The sequence below is a fragment of the Aulosira sp. FACHB-615 genome (genome assembly GCF_014698045.1).
Classification (GTDB): domain Bacteria; phylum Cyanobacteriota; class Cyanobacteriia; order Cyanobacteriales; family Nostocaceae; genus Nostoc_B.
In genome coordinates, this window is record NZ_JACJSE010000034.1 from 1 (window position 1) to 26,302 (window position 26,302).

Here is a 26,302-nt window from a genome sequence, read left to right on the forward strand (position 1 = left end):
TGATAAGATATCGGGCATGGGCTTGTTGTGGCTTTTGAGTTGTCGTTTGGGAAGACAATAACTCTACTACATCAGCCCTCTCTCTTCATCCTCTTATTTTGGCGAAGGTATTGTAAGTCCTAAATGTATTTGTCCATCAAGATTTTGAGTGGTAATATAAAATACTGAGGAGACAAAATGGCATTCCTGTATACAGAAGTACCTTTTATGGCAAAACACATTGATTTCAACTTCTGGGCTAAAGTTCCTAATTGGTTGTTAGCACATCGCGTAGCCGTAAGTGTGTTGACTTTTGTATCACCTTTAATTGTCAGTAGTATAAGTAATCAAACTTTGGCACAGACTCCCAATAGTGAGAGAGTGGATCAGTTAATCCAAGGTTTGAGCAACGAAGATTTATTAGAACAACTGAATATTGTTACAGCTTTAGGCAATGTTAGCGACAGAGAGTTTAGCAGTGAAACATTAGATAAACTCAAGCTGGCCTTGGTAAACCCTGATTGGCGAGTACGCAGTGGTGCAGCTTTAGTGTTGTCTCAAAAAGGTGGTTTATTAGTTAAAGATGCTTTACCTACTTTAGTCAAGACTCTGCAAGACCCAAATTGGTTTGTCCGTAGTAGTGCAGCCAGAGCTATTGGTAATATTGTTGCTGAAGATACTGGTGATTCTAATGGCGCAAATACGGTGATTGAAGCTGCTAAGTTTTCCAGTTATCTGGTTGATGCGCTGCAAGATTCTGACTTTTCGGTGCGTTTTAGTGCAGCGACATCTTTAGTCAAGTTAAATACTAAATCTGCTTTTATCGTATCTCGCTTAATTTCCAATCTCAGCAATACGAATGATCCTCAAACTCGCCTTGTGACTGCGGAAAACTTAAATAACATCAGTACTGAAGTTACTCCTATTCTTCCAAATCTTGGGAGAGCCTTAAAACACGGCGAACCATCAGTAAGAGCGTTAGCTTTGGAGACTATTGGTAGTATCAGTACAGATACTAGTGCAACTTTGCCTTATTTAATCCAAGGTTTGCAAGACCCAGATTGGACAGTGCGTAGCAAAGCTGCTAGAGCAGTTGTAAGAATAGTTACAAATCTTCAAGAAAAATCCAGAGCGAATTTTTTCACTGCATCTGACTTGAATGCCATAGATGAGTTGCAAACAATTCAGCAAATTTTACAAAACCCACAAAACCATTTTTATAACAACGAAAAAGCTGGGGTGAGTTTAGCTATTAATGCTCTGCAAGCAGCAAGCAGGAATAGATAATCTGAATTGACAATATCCCCGACTTTTTTGAAAAAGCTGGGGATATGATTATATTCTAGGACTTACGCAAAAGTATGAAAAAACATACGCTCAACAGATAATTAATGCTGGAAAGGGGCGCACCTCTGAACGGTTACTATCAAATACAAGTTAGAAGTTCAGTGAGTCTAAACCCTTCTGAAAACGTCCAGCATTTGATCTGGTAGCTTTAGCTACCGTCTCGAACCATTCCGCGATGTCGTTGAACCCTTCTTCACGAGCAATCTTGGCAAAGTAAGGATACAACTCTGTGTAGTTACTTGTCTCTTCATCTACAGCAAATTTAAGGTTGTCCTCAGTTCTACCAGTTGGCAAGTTAGTTAAGGGCGCACCAACAGACTTTACGTAATCTAAATGACCGAGAGCATGGCTGATTTTCTTCTCTGCGGTATCTTTATATATCCCAGCTATGTCAGGATGACCTTCCTCATCAGCAACTCTAGCAAAATCTAAATAAAATTTATTTTCTAGATACGCTATAGCAAAAGCGTTCTTTAAATTTTCGTAGGTTTTACTACTTTTAATATTAGTCATAGAAAACTCCTCCTTGTGTTTTTATGATTGATTTGCCACAAGACATTAATCCAGTACAGAATACTATTGCAGCAGCATAAATAGTTAGTTGCCTGCTTTAAGCTTCTAGTTTGATAAATGCTTTGGTGGAAGCTGTATGAAGTGCGCTTCCTATACACTTCATGCTTTTAATATTTCAAAGTTCTTATCAGAACACAAGGTCAGTTAAGACAGTTAAGGAAATTATTGAGACATTTAAGATAAGCGAAGAGGTGGCAACGAGGAAAGGTCTACTCGGTGCAGATCAGCAACTAAAATCAGGTTACGCGACTGCTTTAGGATATCCACCGAGATAAGTTCATGACTTACGTAAGCGTCACAATTGGCGGTTGGTGCGTGACGCTATAAATCTAACTACGTTCAAATCTTCTCGTTGCGTCACACACCCTACAGAAAAAATCTGCCAGTTGCGTAAGTCCTCAATTTCTCTGCACCTTTGCGCCTCTGCGTGAAACAGTTCATCCCGCATTTATGCAACGCCAATTTATTTTTACTGTTTCTCAGACACAGTGATGGGTTCTGGTTTTTTGACTCCATGCAGTTTGATGAAACTATCAAAGGCGTACCATGCCAAAACATACCAAGGGATAATTTCTAGTTGCAAACCTTTAACTAGCAACTGTCTCACCGATAAACATCCCAACGCTAAAGGAAAGATAAAGCGTAAATCAACTACGCCATTTGTGGATTTTTCGACTTGTTCGTTTAAGTCAAAAACCGCATTAGCGACTGTAGCTGCTGCTTCGGAGTGGCTTTCGCTACCGGTGGTAACATCAGCGAAAATGATGCCAATATCTTTGAGTGTAGCTAAGACATTTTGCCAGCTTTGATTGTTGCGATCGTGATGAATGACGATACTACCATTTTGGATATTAGTATTTACCTGACTGATGTTGGGTTGAGCATTCAACATCTTGACAATGCGTTGCATTTCCCCAGTGTGGCGATGAGATGGGGCTATTCTTAAGCGTAGTCTGCCTGGGGTATCGCTGATGATTTTGGTCGAGATAGGCTGGGATGGCGTGTTCAAGGTATTTGCCTCCACAACTTTCGGCATCATAGTGACATTACCATGATTATTTGTAAACACATCCACCCTCCTGAGTAATACTTTGAATCCTATTTGGTTGATAAATTATGTTGCTCAGATCCCCGACTTCTTTAAGAAGTCGGGGATCTTTTGATTTAGTAACGATTAAGAACTGCCATATCTGATGAATAGGAAAGTTTGAAGTATTGAGTCTGCAACTTGATTCTTCATCCTTTCCAAAACACAGCCTAGTAGTCTGCCAACAGAACTTTGCGTGGTGGACAGCAGAGGGGCTTCGGGGCAGAGGGGCAGGGGAGAGAGTACCTTCATTTTCCCCTGCTCCCCTGCTCCCTTGCTGGGTCTACACAACAATATTGGGTTGGTGAACTACTAGCTTATGCACCATTATCAGATGCGCTGTCCACTGGGGTCGCCGCAGCTTCAAATAATGGGGTTTCTCTGTCTTCAGCGAGTTCGGCTTTGGCTTCAGCTACGATGTCTTCCCAGGTTTCGCCTAGTTCTGCAAATGCGCCTTTGCTTTTTTCGTAAGCGACAATTCCGCCTTTGATGATGCTTTTAGCAATGGGTTTACCAATGCCGGCGACAACAGGAATCAGGACGGGTGCGAGTAGAACTGCACCGATACCAGCTATAATTCCAGGAGCGCCAGCATCTTCAACAAAATCAGTAATTTTCGGCATAGTTAGTATCTCCAGTTAAATTGAAAAATTGTTAGAAAGCTATCTAGCTTAATCTACCCAAGGTCTGATCTCATCTTGCTGATGGTAGAGCTTTCTTTGGGGAATTTTTAAGAATTGGACGCAAGCCGTTAACGCCTGCAACGATTGTTGAACCATTGTTAACTACCGTTGCACCTAGGGGGTTTAGTCCAAATAGCACTGCGATCGCCATTGCTGCAATATTAGGAATAGCAACAATACTTGTATTTTGGCGAATTAACTTTTTGGCGTTGCGTGCTAGGGCGATCGCTTCTAAAATTCCACGTAAGTCGTTTTCCATCAGCACTACGTCTGCTGTCTCACGAGCAATTTCGGAACCGTGAGCAAAGGATATAGAAACATCGGCAAATGCTAAAGCTGGGGAGTCGTTAATTCCATCTCCCACAAAGGCAACTGTTTTACCTTGTTCGTGCAGTTCACGAACAACGGCAGCTTTTTGTTCGGGGAATGCTTCTGCGTGGGTATTGGCTGGGGCAATTCCGAGTTCTGCCGCTACAGCTTTAGCTGTGCGTTGGTTGTCGCCGGTGAGCATGTGAACTTCTACACCTTCGACTCTCAACAGGTGGTTAATTACTTCTCGTGTTTCAGGACGCAGAATATCACTATATCTTATTCTACCGAGAAGTTGCCCATTACTCGCCACATAAATCACAGAATTAACGCGGTTAACGTTGTTGAGGGCTTCCATGTTTACGCCTTGTTGACGCAAGAAGCGTTCGCTACCAACATACACAACCTCGCCATAAATTTCTGCTTCCACACCTAAACCAAGTTTGTAATTCCACTTGCTACGGCTAGGAATCACAACTTTTTGAGCTTCGGCATAACGAATGACAGCCTCCGCAACTGGATGTGTTAACCGTTGCTCGGCGGCGGCGGCGATCGCTAAAACTCTATCACTGTCAACTTCAGGATTGAAACTGTCAACACCAATAACCGCAACTTCGCCCTTAGTTAAAGTACCGGTCTTATCAAAAACGATGGTATCAACTTCTGCCAGTTGTTCTAAGGCGCGACCACTACGGATGAGAATACCGTGGCGGGCGGCATAAGTCAAAGCTGCCAAGACTGTTGTCGGCACAGAGACTCTGATCCCCGTAGCAAAATCCAGGGTGAGGACGCTGGCGGCTCTGGCGGCGTTACGAGTAATTGCAAATACGCCTGCACCTAGTAATAAGGTGGGTAGGACTGCTTTTTCGGCAATTTTAATGGCGCAGTTTTCCATCCTTGTGTCATGGACGGGGGCTTCTTCCATGAGTTTGATGCTTTGTCCGGCGCGGGTATCGTTACCTACCCGTTCTGCCAAGATATAGATACTGCCTTCTCTTACCAATGTGGAAGCAAATACAGGTTGTCCTTGAGTTTTTAAGACTGGGACTGATTCACCAGTCAGTTTCTGCTCATCTAGTAAGGCTTTACCCCGCAGAATACTGCCATCTACCGGGACTTGTTCACCAGGATAGACAATTACCGTGTCACCACTCTTGACTTCTTTGATAGAGACTTGTATCTTTTCACCACCACGTTCTACCCAGACAAATTGCCCTAAAGAATTGAGCAAGTCTAATGTCTGCATTTTAGAAGAACGGGCAGTGCGATCGCGGATATTTTCGCCAATTTCAATTAAACTCAGCATCAATGCAGGTGTCAGGAATTGACCTTGGACTGTAGTAATCACAATTGCCAAGAAGTCCAAGACATCAATTGTCAGTCTTCGCTGCATTACTAATCCAACGATGGCTCGTTGAAATACAGGTAATGTTGCTAAAGCAATGGTTCCAGCCACCATGACTGGCGGTACAGATAGCCCCAATGGCCCACCTAATACTGCTAGTCCAGTGGCTACCATCGACAGTTGCAAACCTGGCCAAGTGCCTTCTTCTGCATCCTCTTGGGATTTCTGATTTAGAGGCTTTTTCTGATCCAACAGCACAACATTGGCATCATTAGCTGTCATAATCAGACAACTCAGACGCGATCGCATTTTGGCATCGTTGACTTGACTTGCTTTATAAGTCACAACTAACGAGGCCGCCGCAGGTTTAATTCTGACGCTGGTAATCAGGGGATCAACTTCCAACAAAGTTTGTAGACGCTGCATGTATGCGGTGTTATCACGCAACTGTGGGATACGCAACCGCATTCTTCCGGGAACTGCATGGACAACGTTATAGACAACCTTGGAAACTGGCTGATGAGTGCGTCTATTGAAGTTAGCAAGAGTTGCTTTGCCGTTAGACTTGTGAATTGGTTGGGCTAAAATCACTGGGCTAACGGTTTCGTAAGCTTTCGCACCCAAAGGTACCTCTTCTTTAACTTCAATTTCCGAAGATTTTTGAACTGCGGGCGATACTAGTTGTGCTGTCAATGGTGTCATTCCTGATCTCGCTAAAATGATGAAAGACTGGATTTATAAGGTAGTCGGCTCTCATACCAAATTTTGGCTCTTAGATTGGAATCTAGATTTATCAATCATTCCAACCAAGTTGGTAGCTATATTTGAGAGCGAATTTCTCTCTCCAATCACTGAAGACTGGTGAGTTACTGCAAAAAATTTACTGATATGTTGTTAAATTCTGCTGGTTGGGTTGGCGGCGATACCTGCCGTTGCTTCGTTGGCAGATTGAATCAAACAAATTAAATATGTTTTGGCTGCTGCTTCCACACTGTGTATTCGCTCTTGAGAGTCTCGCAGTTTTCCAGTGTTATAGGTAATCACCAATGAGGCTGCATCTTTATTGATGCGCTCACTTGTCACCACTGGATCTGCTTTGAGCAAGTTCTCTAAGCGTTGCACATAATGGCGATCGCGCGATATTTGCGGTATGTGAAACCTAATTCGTCCAGGTATGGCGTGAACGATATTATAGGCTATTTTTGAGTGCTGTACACTGAGCGGAGTCGAAGTGTGAGTGCTGAGTGCTGAGTTGTGCGTCACCGAAGTTTGCTCAACGGGGGTTATCTCCGCACAGGACTTCTCGCTGAGTGCTAAGTGCTGAGTAGTTTGTTCTTCCTCTGCACCTCTGCTCTGCTGTACCTCTGCTTCCTTGCTCTCTGTCTCTTCTACTTGAACAGTATCAGCAGTCTGCAATAGACTCGCTAAATTTGAGCGCATTTCAAAGTCAGACATCATCCCTGTTTTGTAGGCAATGACGACTGATCCCGCTTTTTGATTAACTTGCTGATTAATCACCCATTCTTGCTCTTTGATTAACGCTTGGAGGCGTTGCAAATATTGGGGATCATCATTAATCTGGGGTACGCAAAATGCGACTATACCGGGAAGTGCCGCAGTAATACTATAAGCTACCTTGGCAGATGGTTGATGGGCGATTTGGTTTGGTTTGGCTGCTATTTTCCAGGGGCTATGCCCAGGAGGCTGCGAGGCCGATGAGGATACAGAACCCTCCATTTTCATCCTCCTGTGTTCCTTCACGGAACGATCTACAACGGAAAGTTCGCCATATAGGCTAAAGAAAAAGACATAGCTGCGGGCTTCATCTCAGCCCAAATACTCGATATGTTTAGATTGTTACTTTCTGCTGATGTTTTTGTTGTATCAGCCGATACAACAATCTGAGTATTTTGTTTTTCCGGCTGTTGTGGTGCTGCGATTTGAACACTAGGTGCAGCAGGATGAGGTTGCAAAGCTAATTCCATTAGTTTTACCCAATGGCTGAGAGCAACTTCACCTGGATGATATGCGATCGCAATTGAGGCTGCATCACAATTCATCCGCACGTTAGTTACATAAGCATCGCTTTTCAATAACCTTTCCAGCCGTCTCGCATAAGCATGATCCTGGGCAATGCGGCTGACATTAAACCTAATTCTGCCCGGAATGTGATGAACTACAGTGTAGGCAATCTTGGCTGACGGTTTTACGTCTTGCCTAACTTGTTCAGCAACAGGTTTAGTTACTGTTTGTGTCAATTTCGGTTGTCTGGTTGTGGTATTTGGTTTTACAGATTGGCTATTGCTGTCTGACTTAGCAATTTGCGGTTCTAGATAGCCGATTACCCGACGTGTGGCATCTGCGGTAATCATATAGACTGGAATCGATGCAAATCCACTAATCCCTAGACCTCCTGTAACTGCTAAACCAGTCATCAGAGGAATAAAGGAAATAGTTTGCTCCATCCAAAAGTCTGGAGATTTCCACACTGCAAAGGGATCTTTGCTGCTCATTGATTGAGGCGAATTTGGGGAAGGGTAAATATTCAGTTTTTCTAGTATTCCCAATATCTGAGGTAATGTCAAATCATTTTCGTCAAAGTTAACGACTAAACTCCCTAATTGCCCGTTTGTCGTAACTTCTGTGACTCCTTTGTACTGTTGTAAATGTTGGGATACTAATTCTAAGCTTGCGTTTAAACTGCCGTCAGTAGCGCGGATACGAATGCGACCGTGGGTTGCATGGATAATTTCTAGGCAACCAGTTGGTAAATGCGTCTCTAACTTTGCAGTTGCCAAACTAGTATGTCTATTTACTTGTAATTGATCACTGTGACGCTGAGTAGAGATTAAGTCAGGAGACAAAGCCTCTTGCGGACTTACTCCACGGCTACTGAGAGTTTTTGTCATTTACTCGATAGTTGCACCAAGGCTCAAAGGTTAACAATAGGTTAAATATAACTCATAAATTCCGTATGTAAACTCATCCTCAATATTTATTTTAGATTAAGTAATGTTAATCACACGTTTTTGGTATTCTTGCTCGGTGATGATATCGTGAGTACTTTCAACACGGTCTATAAATACAATCCCATCTAAATGATCATACTCATGCTGAAAAATTCGCGCTACAAAGTCAGTTAATTCTTGTTTTTGTAATTGTCCGTTGCGGTCATAGTATTCAACTTCGATGGCTTGATATCTCGGTACTAATCCTCTAATGCCAGGGATACATAAACAACCTTCCCAACCCTTAACAATTTCTGTTGAATGTGACACTATCCTAGGGTTAATCATAGCTGTAGGTTCCATTGTGGGAGCATTGGGATACCTGGGATTGGGGCGAGAGGCGACAATAAATAAACGCTGTTGTTCGGCAACTTGCGGTGCAGCAATCCCCACACCATTTGCTTGAGAAACTGTGGCAATTAAATCATCAATTAATTTTTGAATTTTCTCATCATGAATGTTATCAACCCAAGCTGCGGTTTGCCGAATCACTGGGTCGCCTAACTGGATAATTGGTAATAAGTCAGCCATCTTAAAAACTCCATTGGTAAATAGCAGATCATTAATCAAACAACTACCTAAAATAATAAAAATTGACAATTTAGAATTGTCAATTTTTGCAAACATAAGCTTTACTAATATATGGCATGTAGTTTTTTAACCTAAAGTATTAAGTTCTGAACTTCATACTTCAGACTACCCTCCGGGAAGCCACCCAAAGGGTGTCTACACACTTCATACTTTCACTAGTTTTCACGTTGCACAGGTAAAGGTGCAGGACTAACGGTGACTTGGGTAATTTGTCCGTTGCGCTCAATTTGTACTGATAAAGGATTACCGATTTGGCTTTTCTCTAGGATTCTTTGTACTTCTTCTGGCTTAGTAACCGATTGGTTATTAATTTGCTGAATCACATCTCCTGGTCTGAGTCCCGCCTCCGCAGCCGGAGAGTTAGGCACAATCCGCACTAACAATACACCTTTATCTGTCGTCAGAGTAATGCGATCGCCAAATCGCTCGTTGATCCTGTCTTTAATTTCTGGTGTGAGTGACACCATCTGCACACCCAAATAAGGATGATCAACCCGACCTTTCGTAATTAATTCTTGAGAAATTTTCTGGACTGTGTTAATCGGAATAGCAAATCCCAAACCTTGGGCGTTGCGAAGAATTGCTGTGTTCATCCCAATCACTTGACCGCGTGCATTCAGCAACGGGCCGCCAGAATTCCCCGGATTAATCGCTGCGTCTGTTTGCAGATAGTCAACTCGCTTATCACTAGCACCAATATCACTGCTAGACCGATCTGTTGCACTAATAATCCCCGATGTCACAGTATTGTTTAACCCCAAAGGATTACCAATGGCAATTACCGCTTCCCCTGGTTGCAAAACATCCGAATTACCTAATGATACAGTTGGCAAGTTATTGGCATCGATTTTAATCACAGCGACATCTGTAACCGGGTCTTCTCCCAATACTTGACCATCAAAAGTTCTGCCATCTTTAAGCGTCACGGTTACTTTATCAGCACCGTCAACGACATGGGAATTAGTCAAAATCTGCCCAGAGGAACTAATGATAAATCCTGAACCACTACCCCGTTCAACGCGCTGTCTGGGTTGAGAATCCCGGAAATACCGCCGAAAGAAAGGATCGTTAAATTCGTCGGGAACGCGCGATGTAATTGTTCTGGCGGAGTCGATTCGTACCACTGCACCGCCAACATTTTTCACAACGCCGACAACAAAATTGGGATCACCAGATGAAATCGGTGAAAGTGCGATCGCCGATTCAGAATTAGATGTTTTGCTATCGACAGTTCCAGGTTGATTGACAGAATTTTCAAAGGTTTTACCTGGTAGAAGGCCACAGCCCCCCAAGGACACCACTGCTACCCCACTGAGCAGCATTAACTTCACATTTTTAGCCATTTTGCTCAATAGCCAATCCCAGCTATCAATATTATGCACTGTTGTCTTCATGTGTCTTTGCTTCTCCGTGTTGGTCAGTGGGTGATAGGATATTGCCTACTGGGTAGTCCCAAAATGATTAGAACTCAAAGTTTAGCTTAGGTCTAGAGTATCTGGATGCTAAATTGGTGCTTGCTCATATCTTCTATTTTGGCGGTTAGCAGCAAAGGTGATATGTGATGGAAACTTCTCTTGACAGTCTGTGGTTTCAGGTGCTAGATCGCCTACAGCTAGAATTATCCCGTCCTACCTTTGAAACTTGGATTAAAACTGCCCAAGCGGAACGGTTTGAGAATAATTGTTTGGTGATTATTACGCCCAACCCCTTTGCTCGCAATTGGTTACAAAAGTATTACATCAATACCATTGCCAATGTCGTGCAGAGTATTTTGGGGTATCCGGTAGAAATTTACATTACCGTCGCTCAAGGTGATGAAGTTGCGCCCATAGAACCACGAGAAGCTATCCAGGAATTTGCTAGTGCTAATTTCGTCTCAGAAAGCCTGAAGCAAAAAACTCAGACTAACGCCGAATTAAATTCCAAATATGTATTTTCGCGGTTTGTCGTGGGTGCGAATAACCGTATGGCGCACGCAGCATCCCTAGCCGTTGCTGAATCTCCAGGTAGAGAGTTTAATCCGTTGTTTTTATGTGGTGGAGTTGGTTTAGGCAAAACTCACCTAATGCAAGCGATCGGGCATTATCGTTGGGAGATTTGCCCAAATTCTAAAATATTTTACGTTTCTACTGAACAATTCACCAATGACTTAATTACAGCCATCCGTAATGATAGTATGCAGAGTTTCCGAGAACATTATCGGGCGGCTGATGTGCTGTTGGTTGATGATATTCAGTTTCTTGAAGGTAAAGAATATACTCAAGAAGAATTTTTCCATACTTTTAATACATTACATGAAGCGGGTAAACAAGTTGTGATTGCTTCTGACCGTCCACCAAACCAAATTCCCCAACTGCAAGAGCGGTTATCTTCACGCTTTTCTATGGGGTTAATAGCTGATATTCAACCGCCTGATTTAGAAACGAGAATGGCAATTTTACAAAAAAAGGCGGAGTATGAAAATATCCGTTTGCCCAAGGATGTAATTGAGTATATAGCAACTAACTACAAATCTAATATTCGGGAATTGGAAGGAGCATTGATTAGGGCTTTAGCGTATATTTCGATTTGGGGTTTGCCAATGACAGTAGAAAATATTACCCCAGTTTTAGAAACGCCAAGTGAGAAAGTTGCTGCGACTCCAGAGGCTATTTTAAACGCAGTGGCGGCAAATTTTGATGTGTCAATTGAAGACCTCAAAGGTAACTCCCGACGGCGGGAAATTAGCTGGGCCAGGCAAATAGCGATGTATTTAATGCGTCAACACACTGATTTGAGTTTACCGAGAATTGGGGAAGAGTTTGGTGGCAAAGATCATACAACGGTGTTGTATAGTTGTGAGAAAATCACCCAACTCAAAGAAAGCGATCGCAACTTAGGAAACACACTTCGTCAACTAAGCGATCGGATTAATATGAGCAGTCGTTCACAAAAATCATCCAAGAATTAATCTGGAGTTTTCCACAGCCTGCAAACTAATTACTGATCGAAATGGTTAAGTAATAAATTCCAAATATTAAGTTAAGTATAAAAAACGATTAAAATTAAATCTCTCTGTGGAAAAATAATTCTTTTCTGTGGAAAAAACCAGACAATTCTGTGGAAAACTCTATCCAGTATAATTACCTTGTGGAAAAACCATAAAAGTTTTCCACAGGTTTTCCACAGGTATTGACACTGTTTATTTAAGAGGTTAGAGGCTAGGGGCGTGAACAACAAAGACCAGGGAGACAAGGAAGAGGGGGTAGACAAGGGAGAGATGTTGATAAATCATTTAGGATTGCTATAGCTAGAAAATGTGAATATTGACTAAAGTAAAAAATACTCATATCTACCTTTCTTTATCCGAGCCTCTAGTTCCTCACCTATGAAATTACTTTGTTCTCAAAGCGACCTCAGCACTAACCTTTCCCTTGTGAGTCGTGCTGTACCTTCACGACCGAATCATCCTGTGTTGGCGAATATACTTTTACAAGCGGATGTAGAAACAAACCAAGTTAGTTTAACGGCTTTTGACTTGAGTTTGGGTATCCGTACGAGCTTTAGTGCGGAAGTTTGGCAAGGAGGTGCGATCGCCATACCTGCTAAACTTTTGCTAGATATTACCTCGCGTTTGCCAGAAGGGGAAATTACCTTAGATGATGAAGCTTCTGAAGCATCTACTGGTGAAGGTTTAATTGTCACCCTCACACCCAAAAGCGGCTATTATCAATTACGCGCCATGAGTGCGGAGGATTTTCCCGAACTCCCAATAATTGAAGATGCAGAACCAATTAATTTAACAGCCGCCGCCTTAATTGAAGGACTGCGGGGTTCATTATTTGCTACTAGTGCTGATGAAACCAAGCAAGTTCTCACAGGTGTACATTTAAGTGTGAAACAAGACACCCTAGAATTTGGTGCAACTGATGGACATCGCCTCGCAGTGGTAGAAACAACAAACGAGCGTCCTTTGGGTGGAAGTGGTGAATTAGAGGTGACAGTACCCAGCAAAGCCTTACGAGAACTAGAAAGGATGTTGGCGCATCATGCGGCGGATGATGCGATCGCCTTATACTTAGACCAAGGTCAAGTTATCTTTGAATGGCAACATCAACGCTTAACTAGCCGGACTTTAGAAGGGCAATATCCCGCATATCGCCAACTCATTCCCCGCCAATTTGAGCGCCAAGTTACAGTTGACCGCAAACAATTTTTAAGTACTTTAGAACGCATTGCTGTACTAGCAGATCAAAAGAATAATATAGTGAAACTCACCATTGATCATGCTGCCCAAGAATTAACCTTATCTTGTGAAGCTCAAGAAATGGGCAGTGGTCGAGAGTCCATCCCTGCGGAAATCTCTGGCGAAGATATCGAAATTGCTTTTAATGTGAAGTATTTAATGGAAGGTTTAAAAGCTTTGCCATCTTCAGAAATTCAAATGCACATTAATCAAAACCTCACGCCAGTCATTTTTACACCATTGGGAGGTTTGAAGATGACTTATTTAGCTATGCCGGTGCAGATGCGTAGTTAAAGAATTTGCTGAGGGCGGAGGAGGGCAATTGTCTTCCATTAATATCTGTTGATGGTGTGTTTTGAAAGGCTGACCGTAGATTTATTGGATTTACCCGTAATCTTAAATAATGAATCTACTTTGGTCACGACGTTAGAAAATCACAACATCATTTCAGTGTCATCCAGGCTAAAGCGATGGGGATTTTTAAGAATGAACCTACCATTTTCCTTGATTAAGTCACCTGTACAGTAAACAGGCAGGCGTTCTTGATAAGCTTTCAATGCCAGGATGTAGTCACGGTCAGCTAATTCAGTGTGGATGGGACGCAGTTTATCAACTACGATGCCCAACATAGTGATATCGCCACTGAGATGATCTGCATTGGGTGTGGCAATGTGCGTGACGACTGCTTGAATAGTGGTGTTGGGTGCATTTGTAATTAATTCACCGCAAACCGACTGTTGTGTTCTGGTTTCTGCCAATGCGAGAGTTTCAACAACCTCCGCCATACGACGGGAAAAATCGATAATTTCTGGTTTGAGGGGAAGTAAAATTTCAAAACCATCTAAAGTCCAAATAGCAGCTTTATCACCCTGACGTTGCTGTTGCTGCCAACCATGCGCGACTAAGTAAGCTTCTACTTGTCGGGGGTCGATATATTTAAATTTTTCTACATCCGGGAAAATAGCTGTCATAGGAATTCTCCAACGGCAATGCGTGACATGATGGTTTTGAGTGCGTCGGGACTAAATATATTTTGGCGCTTAATTTCCACAGTGATGGAAGTTTTGTTGTCAACTGGTGGTTGTCCACGCAACGATAACCAGTAACCGCAACGTTTGAGACAAAGAGATTCTTCGGTTTGCGATAACCAGTCACTAACCGCTTCTGGTACTAAGACAACTATTAATAGTTGTGGCACAAAGGGATCATCTTCTCTGAGTTCGTCATAATTTTTAGTGCTGAGTTTGTATTTAATAAATGTTTCTTTGAGAATATCTTGGGATGTAGATTTAATTTGTACGTCAAATCGAGGCAAACGCTTGGAGTTGAGTTTTCCTGGTACGGTGATTGTAGCGTCGATGCCGCTATCATCTAACCTACGTGTAGCAGCTTGTAGAGAGTAGCCAGCAGTTGCCGTGACAGCATACACATAAGCGTAACTAAAATCTTCTTTTTGGGTACTGAGGCTCATTATTTACAGACTTTAATGCTAGAGAATTTGAGATAAAAATTGGCGAGTTCTGTCTTCTTGAGGGTTGGTAAAAAAGATATCGGGTGTTGCTGACTCTACAAGAGAACCACTATCCATGAGAATTACTCGGTCAGCAACTTCACGGGCGAATCCAACTTCGTGGGTAACTACAACCATCGTCATACCATCACGGGCTAGAGTACGCATCACATCTAATACTTCGCGTACCATTTCTGGGTCTAAAGCTGAGGTGGGTTCGTCGAATAGCATAATTTTAGGCTGCATCGCTAATGCACGCGCGATCGCCACCCGTTGTTGTTGTCCACCAGATAACTGTCCGGGATATTTCCGCGCTTGTTCTAATATTCCTACTCTTTCTAATAGTTGCATTGCCAATTCTTCAGCTTTCGCTTTTGACCAGCGACGTACCCAAATTGGCGCTAAGGTAATATTTTGCAATACGGTGAGGTGGGGAAACAAATTAAATTGTTGAAAAACCATTCCTACTTCTTGCCGAATTGCTTCAATATTCCGCAAGTCGTTACTCAGGATAATCCCATCAATAATAATTTTTCCTTGTTGATATGCTTCTAAAGCATTGAATGTGCGAATAAAAGTTGATTTTCCTGAGCCAGAAGGCCCCATTAATACTAATACTTCTCCTCGGTTAACAGTTAAACTCACACCTTGGAGGACATGAAATTTTCCATACCATTTATGAACATTCTCAGCAATAATAATTGATTCTTTATCTATCATCATGATTTTTTCTACCTAAATTGTATTTTTAATAACATCTAGTCAATAAAAATATTGGATAAATTGTAGCAAATTAACGGCTCTGAAAATTGGCAATTGATGTATTTAATAATTCAGAGTGAGATGAAAAATCAATGGTTTGGGCAAGGGTGAAAGGGTGTAGGGTTGTACGTATTCAAAACCCTTGCACCCTATACCCTTTCACCCCCACACCCAGTCTCCACAGAGCATCTTTGTGCATAAGTTATGGTATTATTAAATCTTAGTACTGTTACAAAGAATTCGGTGTCAAAACCAGCAGATACAGGTGGTAAGCGATTAATTAGTCTCGCTCCCGATGCTTGGGTAAAATGGGTAACGCAGCGCCCAGAAGTTATAGCAAAAGAAATTTTAGGTTCTGAGTTTCAGTGGATTAGCCGTGAAACAGATGTGCTTGTAAAAGCATATAGTGAGGCATGTGGCGATTTTTTGGTACTCACAGAATTGCAATTGCGCTACACAACCAAAATGCCTTTAAGGATGAGGGCTTATGCGGCTTTAGCAGAGGAACGTTACCAACTGCCTACTTATCCAGTGTTGATCAACATCTTGCCACCGCCAACGACAATAACAGTTGTCAGTAGTTACGAGCAAGAATTTTTTGGATTACGTGCTATCCAAGACTATCGCGTGATTAATTTGTGGGAAGTAGACGCTGAGATTGTGTTTCAGCAACCAATACCATCTTTATTACCATTCGTGCCAATATTGCGAGGCGGAGGAGAAGCATCTGTTGTACAACGCGCACTACAAATACTACGAGCAGATGACCAGTTCAACCAGTTAGAATCATTGCTGGCTTTTTTTGCTAGTTTTGTGTTAGAGACACCTTTAGTACAGCAAATTATGAGGTGGGATATGACAGTATTAAGAGAATCACCTTGGTATGAAGAAATTTTAACTGAAGGTAAAGTATTAGGTCTTCAGCAAGGTTTAGAGCGAGGTTTAGAACAAGGCTTAGAGCAAGGTGCGCGACGGCAATTAATACGGGTGTTGCAACGACGCTTTGGCGAAATTTCACCTTCAGTAGTCGCAAGTTTGGAAAGTGCGAGTGTAGAACAGTTAGAAAATCTCATGGATGCGGCTATTACTGCCAGTTCTTTGGCAGAATTTATGACTTTCTTATCTGATGAAAGTGATACCGCGCAATAATTAATTAAACTGTCTCTCTAACTGTTGGGAGACTAACGACATTGAATAGCAAAATAGCCAGTAAATTAACCCAACAAATAAATAAACTTCTGCATAGCGCCCGATAAATTGTGGCTGTGCCAAGATGGAACGGGAAATACCTGTTAGTTCTACTAAACCTAGTAAAGATAAGAGCGAAGTATCTTTAAATAAGCCAATAAATTGTCCAACAATTGCCGGAATAACTGCTCGTAAAGCTTGGGGAAGGACAATTAATAAAATTACCAATGGTGTTTTTAATCCTAATGCTTTAGCGGCTTCAATTTGCCCACGAGGAATTGCTTGCAGTCCGCCACGGACGTTTTCTGCCATGTAAGCCGCACTGAATAAAACTAATCCGGCAATTCCTCTAATGACTCTATCTAACCGCCAATCTGTTGGTAAAAATAAAGGTAACATGACTTGAGCGAGAAATAAAATACCGATTAGTGGTAATCCTCGCACAATCTCTATATATAGAATAGAAAACCAACGTAAAATAGGCAAATTACTAGTACGTCCTAAAGCTAATAAAACCCCTAAAGGAAACGAAAGTATAATACTCACGACTGCCATTAAAACAGTGAGTAGTAAACCATTCCATAAATTTGTAGGAACAGTTTGTAAACCCAATCCCCCACCAATTAGCCAAATAATTAGCGGAAATGATAATAGCCAGAGTGGAGACAGCCAAGGAGTTATAGTTTTATAAAATTTTTGACTCAGCCAAAAGCTTGTTAATGTTAATGCCCCAATAAATAGTAACCATATACGCGAGGTGAAATCCAAAGGCAGAAAAATTAATAATCCACTATAAATAAAAGCAAAAATAGCAAATCCCAGCTTATTAAAATTTTGTTTATTAAATACAACACCGCTAGTTATAGAGAATAAAACAGACGCGATCGCCAAAACAATCCAAGCACGCCAATATAGGGTTTGGGGAAACCTCCCGACTAAGAATAAGCGCAAGTTAACTTGAATCACTGCCCATTGTGCTTGAGTGGTTGTCCAAGTTATTACGTTATGTAATGCCCAAAATATAAATACTAAACAGACAACAGTTAGTAAGCTGTTGTACCAAGTGTTAAACAAGTTTTTCCGCAGCCAAGTTAATTGAGAATTTATCATGTGTTTTTTCTATATCTTTTTCATCTTTCTGGAATTTGTACGGTACGATTGAGCAAATTCATCATGATGGAGATAGTCAAGCTCAAGGTAAGATAAGTGAGCATAAGTAGCAACATTACTTCTACGGCTCTCCCGGTTTGATTAAAGGTGGTAGAAGCGACAAAATAAATATCGGGATAACCAATAGCGATCGCTAAACTAGAATTTTTCGTCAAATTCAGATACTGACTTGTTAATGGCGGAATGATTACCCGCAAGGCTTGGGGAAAAACCACCAAGCGCATTACTAATCCTGGCTTGAAACCAAGCGATCGCGCCGCCTCCCATTGTCCTTTAGGTACTGATTGAATTCCACCCCGGACAATTTCTGCAATAAACGCACCTGTGTAAAAAATTAATCCTAACAGTAAAGCCGAAAACTCTGGGGAAAAACTCAACCAAGGTAATTCAATGCCATTTTGACTGAGACTGATAAAACCCCAAAGAGAAATTTTATTGTCTGCTTTAGGAAAACTCAAAAAAACAGCAAAGTACCAAAATAGTAATTGCAATAGTAAAGGTGTATTCCGAAAAATTTCTACATAAATTAAGCTGATATTTCGTACTAACCAGTTATCAGATAACCGAGTTATCCCAGCAGTTATGCCGACAATTGTCGTGAAAAAAATGCCTGCGATCGCCACCCGCAATGAGTTAATTAATCCCACCCACAAAGCACGGGTATATGTATCAGTGGCTTTGTAAGCAATTGGCGTTTCACCAATATCAAAAGATGCTTGCTGCTTGAGAAAATCAAATCCGAATTTAATACCTAATTGTTGTAAATTACGGCTCAGATTGCTCCAAAGTATGATTACTAAAATGGCTGCTAAAAATACAGCAACAAATTGTGCAGTGATTTGCCAAAAACGATAATCACGCCAAATGGGGGGTTTGTCATTGGTCATTTAATTTGTATGGGGAGGTGAGGGAGACAAGGGGGATAAGGGAGAGATGTTTGTCAATTATTTAGGATTGCTAGATGAAGTTTCACACTTCATCTAAATGGTGGGGAGTAGAGTAATCCGCCTTTTGACCAGAGTTGATTTTGACCACGGGCGAGGTTGAGTTTGGTTTTGGGGCCGAGGTTGCGATCGTATACTTCCGCGTAATTACCAACGTGTTTAATGACTCTAGCGGCGAAATCGTTAGTTAAGCCGAGTCCTTCACCTAAGTTGCCTTCTGTGCCTAAAAAGCGTTTAATATCTGGATCATTACTACTGGCAAATTGCGTGACATTCTGAGAAGTAATACCCAATTCTTCAGCTTTGACGAGGGAATAAACCACCCATTTGACAACATCACCCCACTTCGTATCTCCTTTGGCGACTGCTGGTGCTAAAGGTTCTGAGGAGATGACTTCATCAAGAATGACGTTATCTTCTGGTTTGGGTAAGAGTGAACGCCGCGCCACTAAAGCGGAACGGTCGGCTGTAATTCCGTCACAACGACCTTCAGCGTAGGTTGCAAAGGTAACATTCACATCTTCAAACACAACGGGTTTGTAAGTAATACTGCGTTTCCGCATCTGGTCGGCTAAGTTTTGTTCAGTGGTTGTACCAGTTTGCACGCAAATTGCTTTGTCTTTTAAGTCTGCTAATGACTTAATATTGCTATTTTTGCGAACCATGATGGCTTGACCGTCATAAAAGACAACAGGCGCAAATTCTAAACCTACAGAGGTATCACGGCTGAGTGTCCAAGTTGTGTTGCGACTGAGGACATCTACTTCACCCGTTTGGAGGGCTGTAAATCGCTCTTTAGCATTGAGATTGCGAAATTCTACTGCATCTGGGTTATCAAACAAAGCTGCTGCTATACCCCTGCAAATATCTACATCAATCCCACTGTATTTACCGTCAGTACCTACAAAACTAAATCCTGGGACTTCACCACTCACACCACAAATCAATTGACCACGGCTTTTGATTGTATTCCAACGATTGCTAGTTGCTTGTGTTGCAGGACTACCACTAGGAGTCGTGGTTGTATTTGCGGTTTGTCCTGATTCTCCACTACAAGCAGCAAGTGTCAAGATTAAAGGTGCGATCGCTAGAATCCAAGCTGATTTCCACATAAACTTTCGTGAATATTAAACCCTAAAAAATGTGTTGACGACTACAATATTTTGGTAAAAAATCAGTCGATGCTTGTAATATAAAACTTTTTGGAGATTTTTTAGCATCTGGGTTGTCAAGCAGTTTTATTTGATTTTGGTGAGCATCAGGCTTTAGATTTCCGACTTATTCAAGAAATTGAGCATCTATTTTTTACTTAAAATTGGAAATTTATCTAGCTTTTTATTACTCATGATATGTGAATTTTTAACTATTACTTGAAATACTGATTCTTGAGATACAAAAATGGCGAAATATTTTGTCCTTATGGGTACTTTCTCGAACATAATTTTCTTATTTCATAGAATTTAGACATATCAGTCGAAAAAATCTGAAATTATGCAGTAATTTATTGCATACTTCTCAACAAGCAGAAGTCGCCACATCAACCTAAACATAGACCCCTAGCAGGTTACACTAGTTTTGGTGACAGCCGCTCCACCATTTCTTACGAGGCTTTTATGGGAGCAAATCTCGAACAGATTGCCAGTTACTTAGACAAACTAGGTTGGGACTACCGCTTTGATGATGAAGAAGACCGTATTATCACAGGGGTGGAAGCTGATAACCTAGAAGATTTTCTGATAGTTGTTCAACTAGATGAGGAGGGAAAGTTTTTCCGCATTTTTGCGCCTCAAGTTTTGGCTGGAGTGCAAGACCACCCTTACAAAGCGGCAATTCTCCAGACGATGTTAGCCATTTCTTGGGAAACCAAAATGCTGCAATGGGAGTATGACCCATCTGATGGCGAAATCCGGGCAATTATTGAATTTCCCTTAGAAGACTCGATTTTGACAGAAAAGCAATTTCAACGTTGTTTGAGTGGATTAATTCAAATTGTCGATAGTATAGCTATCCCTCGCTTGAAAGAAGTGATGGCTACAGGGGAAGATCCTGGAAACGTGGAAATTGGCGAAAGAATGTTACTCACGATTCAGGAAGAAGCACCAGGATTACTGGAACTGTTAGAAAAGGCGATGGAGGCCAGAAAAAAGCGGGGGACTTTTCCAAGTGACTGAGGCGGATCACCACTTAAATAGCTATACTCCAAAGTGATACCCTCTCTATATACTGAAATTTTCTAGGGCTGGATTTTATGACATCCTATGCAACCTCCTCTGCCAAAGCAGAAATGAGTGAACTCCGGCGATTAAAAGGCTTACTACCACCAGAATTGCAAAGCTGGGTCACAGTTGAAGGCACAACTGAGGTCAATCCACCCCTGATCCGCAGCGAAGAAATTGGTAAAGACCAAGTAGAAATTCAAATTGACTTGGTGAAATGGGATGCTCTCGCAATGGATCAGCGTAATCTGCTGTTCTGGCATGAAGTTGCCCGCATTCAAATGGACACAATTCCCAAAGATGGTTGGGAAATGGCAGCATTGGCTATTGGTTTAGGCGGTGCTGTGGGTGAATTGTGGGTACAAGATGGATTGTTGCTGGTGTTAGCCTTGGCTCTATGTGGCGTTTCTGGTTGGCGACTTTATCAAAAAAATAATGGCGAAAAGCAAATGCGAGAATTGCTGGATGCTGATGAAAAAGCGATCGCACTAGCAACTCGTTTTGGTTACAGTCTCCCCAATGCTTACAAGAGTCTCGGTAGTGCCTTGAAAACCTTAATTGATACTACTCCCAGCAAACGCCAACGGTCTCGTTATGAAGCACGACTTTCTGCCCTCAAACGCAGCGCCAACAAGGCAAAAGCTAAATCTCGCACTCCCGAAGATAGCGGACTGTAACTACAAAGAATTATCTTGGGTGGGCAGTACCCACCCAAACCAGCATTTATTTACTTTTGTAAAGATTTAAACTGTCGCTTCACAAATAAACTACTAGCAGCCAGTAAGATGAGTCCCGCCGTTGTGGTTGGTTCAGGAACTTTTTTTGGTGGTACAAATCCAGCTAATTCCTGTCTACTAGCTTTTAAGGCATAAACAAAAGTTGGAATTAAAGACTGTCCTGTAGGACAACCGCTATCAATGGGGACTTGAGAGAAGTTAGTCCCATCTGTACACACGTCAAATTGTACATTCTGTCCATTTTGAGTCACGCTGAAATCGTTATCTGTCCCGGCAATCAAGGCGTAAGAACCATCAGCAAGTTGCGGCCCAATTGCCAACCCTTCAAATTTTTCGGGAATAGTTTGTCCAGCATTTCTCAGGAGTTCGGCAATATCGGCAAACAAAATCTTAGTGACTGGTGTGATTTCAGTAGGTAAATCATTGATACCTGTCAAGCTAATATCAGCTACGTTGGTTGCATCAGTCAAATCAATTTTGTAGATGCGTTTACTAGCAACGGGAGTCGCACCTGTGGGATCTTCCACACCCACACCGCGATTATCCCGTTCCAAAACTAAAAATTCGTTATTGTTCAAGGCTGTGATGGAGCTAATACCAATATTGCGCCCTTGAGAATTAGCTCCAAAATCATTATTTGTTCCAGGGATACGGGCATTAATATCTGTCAAGCTTTCTAGTTGATAGATGTATTGAGCAGTACTATTCCCGGTGTTGGTGTCAAATTCAACTATTCTTAAATTGCGGCTGCGTCGCCCATCTGGAGAACCTTCATTAACTAACGGGTCTTGCAGCATCGCAAATAGGCGGCTACCGTCTGGGCTGAGGGTTACGCCTTCAAAGCCGCGATTGTCTTGACGACCAGTGGCAATTGTAGGACGACCATCAACATAGTTAATTGTGCTGTCATTTTGTCTGGGGATCAGATTGCTGGGGGTGTTAAATGCCCGGATAAAGGAACCAGTCGGGCTAAATTCGTAGACAGAGGGGCCATATTCATCAGAAACGTAGAAATTCCCATTCGGAGCGATCACAAATCCTTCTGGGTCAAAACTGCGACCAAGAAGGCTGGCATTTCCATTGAGGATTCCGGGATTTAAGCCGTTAAAGTTTTGACCATTTTGGGTGAAGATAATCGTGTCTAGTAACTGGAAATTACTGATATTTCCTGTATTTTGGTCAACATCTAAAGAAAATTTCTGCACTCGTGGATTGTAGCTGATGACACCACCACCGGGTCCGCGATCAGCCAGGCTATAGTACACATTATTGGAGCGATCGTAGTACAAGTCAGAGAAAAATCCCAGGCGATTAGTGTTGGCGCTATTCGTACTAGAAGCAGATAAATCTGTACTACCACCGGGAATTGTGATGCCATTAACCAAAGAAACTGCACTAGCAGTTGTGGCCGATCCGGTAATACTAACTACGGCAGTGACCAGGGAAAAACTGAATCCAGAAATCCAATGCTTGACAGAAATCATGTACACCTTGCAAAAAGACACAGTGGTTTCAGCTTTGGACTTCTAGATTAAAGAAAGGTTATCGAAAAATTAAGGTATTGAATATCACATGGTTACTTAATAGAATACGGTTTTGACATGGGAAAATCTTCATCAAAGTTTCATACTACTCAGCACTTAGCACTCAACACTTTTTCTTCACAATTGATTGAGCATTTTATGAGTTTGCGGTACAACCCGGACATGAGGCACAAACTTTTTCATTAAAGCTTGCCACATCAGCACTTGGTCGGGATTCGGGGCGAGTATGGGTGTAGTAGTGAACTGTTCAGAAGTAGGTAATGGGGTGACTGGTTGTAAAAAAACAGGAACTTTGGGATTGATATCTGCTATCAGTAAAGCTGTTTTTTGCAACTCATCGGGATTGGTACTTTGCGAAATAATTATCTTGACAAAAACATCCAAAGATGGGTTGTTGTGGCATAATTGGAGAAATTTTGTATGTTCTTGCCAATAAGTCTCGCCGCTAACGCTAGGCAGTTTCCAATCCATACCCACAGAGTCTAGGTAAGGCAAAATCATCGCCAGTTGTTCTGGGCGATGTCCCCCAGTCTCTAGGTATATTGGTAAACCAGTAAGCGATCGCACTTGGGGCAGAAATTCATACAAAAAAGGGGCATGTAAAAGCGGCTCACCGCCAGTCAGGCTAATGCTATCGTGTAGCAACGGTAGATTTTGACGTTTAATCCAGTCGAGTAATATGGTTAAGGGGACGGGATTAGAGTGAATTTCAAACTCTCGTGATCCAGGTGATCGTTCTACCTTACAGGTAGTGGGTGCATTCCATGTGTGGGAGCTATCGCAAAAATGACAGCGTAAGTCACACAAAGCAAAGCGAATAAAAATTTGACGTGTCCCGACATTCAATCCTTCCCCTTGAATAGCAGAAAAGACCTCAATCAGTCGTGCGGTAGGTTCTGTAGTGTTAGCAGTCATGGGATAGTAGCAAAGCGATCGCGCCGTGGCGATATCAAAACAAGTACATTTTTGTGTTCTTGTTCTATTGTGAATCGTCCTTGGCAATCTCGGCTCTAAACCTAGACAACTACAGTCAAAAGCAAAAAGGAACAGAAGGTAAAAATATTACTTTTCTTAGCCTTATGCTTTCAAAACGTCCTCACCCCTCCAACTACAGCGAAAAATCAGTCTTTGTTCCTACCCCTGAAATTTGAGGTTCAGTGATTTTCTAGGACAAAATAATGTTTGGCAGATTAAATTTACATGGCAACGAAAGTGCAGAGCTTCATGACTAGCCAACCCACAGAGGTAAATTTCCCAGTTACTTCCCTCAATGAAACGGCGATAGTGCAGGTATCGGCGCGGTTAAGCGTGCTAGAAGCAGTCGGCTTTAAACAAACCTGCCAAGACCTGATCGCCGCCAACCCACACCTTAAGAAAATCATCGTTGATTTTCACCAGACGATTTTTATGGACAGTAGTGGTTTAGGCGCTCTGGTCAGTAATTACAAAATTGCTCAAGAAAGAGGAATTACCCTCATTCTGCGAGATGTTACCCCCCAAGTTATGGCGGTACTAACTCTGACAGGATTAGATCAAGTTTTTCCGATGGAGTCTAGTGGCGAAGCCGCATTTATCGCAGCAGAAAATGATATAGAAGTCTCTAAAAATAGTTCTCGTAAACTAGAGCAACTTCCTACTACTCATCCCTCTATAGCTTCTTGGATGAAACGCTTGATTGATATAGTTGGTTCACTAGTGGGTTTAGTGATTACAGGAATTTTGCTGATCCCGATTGTCATTGCAATTACAATTGATGATCCTGGCCCGATTTTCTTTAGTCAAACTCGCTGCGGCTGGATGGGTAAGCGATTTAAAATTTGGAAATTTCGCTCTATGTGTGTAGATGCGGAAGCCAAAAAAGCTTTAGTCAAAAATCAAGTGCAGGGCGCATTTTTTAAGAATGACAACGACCCCAGAATTACTAAAGTCGGGCGATTTTTACGGCGCACAAGTTTAGATGAATTGCCACAATTTTGGAATGTTCTCAAAGGTGATATGAGTTTAGTAGGTACTAGACCACCAACACCGGATGAAGTTGAACGTTATGAAGTACCAGAGTGGCAACGTTTAGACGTAAAACCAGGAATGACTGGAGAATGGCAAGTTAATGGTCGGTCTACAGTCCGAAGTTTTGAAGATGTGATTCGCCTGGATTTGCAATATCAAAAAAATTGGAGTTTGCTATACGATTTAAAGTTAATTTTCAAAACTGTTGCTATTTTGTTTGACAAAAAGAGTGGCGCTGTTTAGTAAAAATCTAATTTTAAATTTGTCACAATATACTCATTCAGATACCCGACTTATTTCATCAGTCGGGTATCTTGTTTGTGAGGAGTAATTTACGGCTAATATAGTTTAGCTGTTAAACTTTGCCGTTGCGGCGATCGCAGCGATATGGATAAAGCCATTCACACCTAAATAAACCAAAACTGTACTTTTCTAAAAATGGGCCAGCGTGATATCTGTCTGAGATGTTGATTCCCGCTTTTGTTTTAATTTCATACAGTTTAGGAAAGGCAGCCGCTAAAATAGCGATCGCAGCTAATAAATACAATGCCGGGGTTCTAAGTTTGCCAAATCTACGAGAATTGCTGTTGACTTTACGAGACATAAAAATTCAAAACTAACAGCCTATACTAGATTAGCTCAACTTTGAAAATGTCGCCGAAAACGCTGATCTGTTTTGTCAGATTTTTTGAGATTACAAGTCAAGCAAAGAGTGTGTAAATTGCTGATATCATTTTGACCCCCACGCGCCAAGGGAATGATATGGTCAATGGTCAAATTAGTTTCTAAATCAGTCTTACCACAGCTTTGACATTGATATTTATCACGTTGAAACACATATTGTCTAACTTCATTTGGTATGCGAATCCGGGGGGTTTTATTCATACATTATCCTCGTGAATCATCCGACGTATTTCCTCAACAAAAGTAGATTGGTAAGAACAATAACGCAACTCAAGCAAGAAAGCACAGATATTGGCTTAGTTTCCTTTGAGTAAAAATAGAGACATTACACTTATTTTGCCATAATACTTATTTCTTGAGATAGAAGGAAAAGCAAGTAGCTCTCAATAACAT

At 41.8% G+C, this 26,302-nt stretch carries 25 protein-coding genes; 7 read left to right on the top strand and 18 right to left on the bottom strand.

Features of this window, described 5'->3' with window-relative positions; translation table 11 throughout:
* Positions 1-177 precede the first annotated feature (177 nt).
* Entirely contained in the window at positions 178-1,266 is a 1,089-nt protein-coding gene (locus H6G77_RS30040) for a HEAT repeat domain-containing protein (protein WP_190591423.1), read from the top strand.
* A gap of 150 nt (positions 1,267-1,416) precedes the next feature.
* Here H6G77_RS30040 and H6G77_RS30045 read toward each other — a convergent pair whose 3' ends face one another.
* The 8 genes from H6G77_RS30045 to H6G77_RS30080 form a co-directional block, all read right to left on the bottom strand.
* Positions 1,417-1,839: a rubrerythrin family protein gene (locus tag H6G77_RS30045; RefSeq protein ID WP_190591424.1), complete on the bottom strand. Its 423-nt coding sequence runs from the start codon at positions 1,837-1,839 to the stop codon at positions 1,417-1,419.
* A 529-nt stretch (positions 1,840-2,368) separates the two neighbouring features.
* Positions 2,369-2,968: an HMA2 domain-containing protein gene (locus H6G77_RS30050; RefSeq protein WP_190873520.1), complete on the bottom strand. Its 600-nt coding sequence runs from the start codon at positions 2,966-2,968 to the stop codon at positions 2,369-2,371.
* 335 nt (positions 2,969-3,303) lie between these two features.
* On the bottom strand, positions 3,304-3,609 hold the full coding sequence (locus tag H6G77_RS30055) for a DUF5132 domain-containing protein (protein WP_190591426.1): 306 nt from the start codon (positions 3,607-3,609) through the stop codon (positions 3,304-3,306).
* A gap of 70 nt (positions 3,610-3,679) precedes the next feature.
* Positions 3,680-6,025, bottom strand: coding sequence for a heavy metal translocating P-type ATPase (locus H6G77_RS30060; protein ID WP_190873521.1), 2,346 nt, complete (start codon positions 6,023-6,025; stop codon positions 3,680-3,682).
* Positions 6,026-6,217: 192 nt separating this feature from the next.
* A complete protein-coding gene (locus H6G77_RS30065; RefSeq protein WP_190873522.1) occupies positions 6,218-7,060 on the bottom strand; it encodes an HMA2 domain-containing protein in 843 nt (280 codons plus the stop codon).
* A gap of 32 nt (positions 7,061-7,092) precedes the next feature.
* A complete protein-coding gene (locus tag H6G77_RS30070) occupies positions 7,093-8,232 on the bottom strand; it encodes an HMA2 domain-containing protein (RefSeq protein WP_190873523.1) in 1,140 nt (379 codons plus the stop codon).
* A gap of 96 nt (positions 8,233-8,328) precedes the next feature.
* Positions 8,329-8,862: a peptide deformylase gene (gene def / locus H6G77_RS30075; RefSeq protein ID WP_190591430.1), complete on the bottom strand. Its 534-nt coding sequence runs from the start codon at positions 8,860-8,862 to the stop codon at positions 8,329-8,331.
* A 215-nt stretch (positions 8,863-9,077) separates the two neighbouring features.
* Positions 9,078-10,316 carry an HhoA/HhoB/HtrA family serine endopeptidase gene (locus H6G77_RS30080; RefSeq protein WP_190591431.1) on the bottom strand — a complete coding sequence of 413 codons (1,239 nt, stop codon included), beginning with the start codon at positions 10,314-10,316 and terminating at the stop codon, positions 9,078-9,080.
* A gap of 167 nt (positions 10,317-10,483) precedes the next feature.
* Here H6G77_RS30080 and dnaA point away from each other — a divergent pair, with 167 nt between their 5' ends.
* The gene (dnaA, locus tag H6G77_RS30085; RefSeq protein WP_190591432.1) at positions 10,484-11,872 is read left to right on the top strand and encodes a chromosomal replication initiator protein DnaA; all 1,389 of its coding nucleotides are present in this window, start codon (positions 10,484-10,486) and stop codon (positions 11,870-11,872) included.
* 417 nt (positions 11,873-12,289) lie between these two features.
* Positions 12,290-13,441 carry a DNA polymerase III subunit beta gene (gene dnaN / locus H6G77_RS30090; protein WP_190591433.1) on the top strand — a complete coding sequence of 384 codons (1,152 nt, stop codon included), beginning with the start codon at positions 12,290-12,292 and terminating at the stop codon, positions 13,439-13,441.
* Positions 13,442-13,581: 140 nt separating this feature from the next.
* Here dnaN and H6G77_RS30095 read toward each other — a convergent pair whose 3' ends face one another.
* From H6G77_RS30095 to H6G77_RS30105, 3 genes are read right to left on the bottom strand one after another with little or no spacing between them, the layout of a single operon-like run.
* Complete coding sequence (locus tag H6G77_RS30095) at positions 13,582-14,118, bottom strand: hypothetical protein (RefSeq protein WP_190674942.1); 537 nt, start codon at positions 14,116-14,118, stop codon at positions 13,582-13,584.
* The gene (locus H6G77_RS30100) at positions 14,115-14,618 is read right to left on the bottom strand and encodes a DUF4365 domain-containing protein (protein WP_190674944.1); all 504 of its coding nucleotides are present in this window, start codon (positions 14,616-14,618) and stop codon (positions 14,115-14,117) included. The genes H6G77_RS30095 and H6G77_RS30100 overlap by 4 nt, the downstream gene beginning before the upstream one ends.
* Before the next feature lie 18 nt (positions 14,619-14,636).
* Positions 14,637-15,377 (bottom strand): amino acid ABC transporter ATP-binding protein, encoded by a 741-nt coding sequence (locus H6G77_RS30105; RefSeq protein ID WP_190591461.1) that lies wholly within the window; start codon positions 15,375-15,377, stop codon positions 14,637-14,639.
* A 285-nt stretch (positions 15,378-15,662) separates the two neighbouring features.
* On the opposite strand from H6G77_RS30105, the gene H6G77_RS30110 reads away from it, so the two are divergent.
* Entirely contained in the window at positions 15,663-16,568 is a 906-nt protein-coding gene (locus H6G77_RS30110; RefSeq protein ID WP_190873524.1) for a DUF4351 domain-containing protein, read from the top strand.
* On the opposite strand, the gene H6G77_RS30115 is transcribed toward H6G77_RS30110, so the two are convergent.
* The 3 genes from H6G77_RS30115 to H6G77_RS30125 all read right to left on the bottom strand — a co-directional run bounded on the left by H6G77_RS30115 (position 16,569) and on the right by H6G77_RS30125 (position 19,833).
* Positions 16,569-17,717, bottom strand: a complete 1,149-nt coding sequence (locus tag H6G77_RS30115) for an amino acid ABC transporter permease (protein WP_190873525.1) — start codon at positions 17,715-17,717, stop codon at positions 16,569-16,571.
* Positions 17,718-17,737: 20 nt separating this feature from the next.
* The gene (locus H6G77_RS30120) at positions 17,738-18,664 is read right to left on the bottom strand and encodes an amino acid ABC transporter permease (protein WP_190873526.1); all 927 of its coding nucleotides are present in this window, start codon (positions 18,662-18,664) and stop codon (positions 17,738-17,740) included.
* 89 nt (positions 18,665-18,753) lie between these two features.
* Positions 18,754-19,833, bottom strand: coding sequence for an amino acid ABC transporter substrate-binding protein (locus H6G77_RS30125; protein ID WP_190873527.1), 1,080 nt, complete (start codon positions 19,831-19,833; stop codon positions 18,754-18,756).
* A 501-nt stretch (positions 19,834-20,334) separates the two neighbouring features.
* On the opposite strand from H6G77_RS30125, the gene H6G77_RS30130 reads away from it, so the two are divergent.
* Both H6G77_RS30130 and H6G77_RS30135 read left to right on the top strand, forming a co-directional pair.
* On the top strand, positions 20,335-20,892 hold the full coding sequence (locus tag H6G77_RS30130) for a hypothetical protein (RefSeq protein ID WP_190591438.1): 558 nt from the start codon (positions 20,335-20,337) through the stop codon (positions 20,890-20,892).
* A 77-nt stretch (positions 20,893-20,969) separates the two neighbouring features.
* Positions 20,970-21,614: a DUF3318 domain-containing protein gene (locus H6G77_RS30135; protein WP_062287077.1), complete on the top strand. Its 645-nt coding sequence runs from the start codon at positions 20,970-20,972 to the stop codon at positions 21,612-21,614.
* Positions 21,615-21,664: 50 nt separating this feature from the next.
* Here the strand turns inward: H6G77_RS30135 and H6G77_RS30140 are convergent, their stop codons facing one another.
* Together H6G77_RS30140 and H6G77_RS30145 are read right to left on the bottom strand one after the other, a co-directional pair.
* A complete protein-coding gene (locus H6G77_RS30140) occupies positions 21,665-23,158 on the bottom strand; it encodes an esterase-like activity of phytase family protein (protein ID WP_190873540.1) in 1,494 nt (497 codons plus the stop codon).
* Between the two features lie 177 nt (positions 23,159-23,335).
* The gene (locus tag H6G77_RS30145) at positions 23,336-24,133 is read right to left on the bottom strand and encodes a 7-carboxy-7-deazaguanine synthase QueE (RefSeq protein WP_190591462.1); all 798 of its coding nucleotides are present in this window, start codon (positions 24,131-24,133) and stop codon (positions 23,336-23,338) included.
* Between the two features lie 285 nt (positions 24,134-24,418).
* Between H6G77_RS30145 and H6G77_RS30150 the strand changes: the two genes are divergently transcribed.
* Positions 24,419-25,468, top strand: coding sequence for an anti-sigma factor antagonist (locus H6G77_RS30150; RefSeq protein WP_190591440.1), 1,050 nt, complete (start codon positions 24,419-24,421; stop codon positions 25,466-25,468).
* A 112-nt stretch (positions 25,469-25,580) separates the two neighbouring features.
* Here the strand turns inward: H6G77_RS30150 and H6G77_RS30155 are convergent, their stop codons facing one another.
* Both H6G77_RS30155 and H6G77_RS30160 read right to left on the bottom strand, forming a co-directional pair.
* On the bottom strand, positions 25,581-25,829 hold the full coding sequence (locus H6G77_RS30155; protein ID WP_190674950.1) for a hypothetical protein: 249 nt from the start codon (positions 25,827-25,829) through the stop codon (positions 25,581-25,583).
* A gap of 35 nt (positions 25,830-25,864) precedes the next feature.
* Positions 25,865-26,110, bottom strand: coding sequence for an HNH endonuclease (locus H6G77_RS30160; protein ID WP_190591442.1), 246 nt, complete (start codon positions 26,108-26,110; stop codon positions 25,865-25,867).
* Between the last annotated feature and the right edge of the window lie 192 nt (positions 26,111-26,302).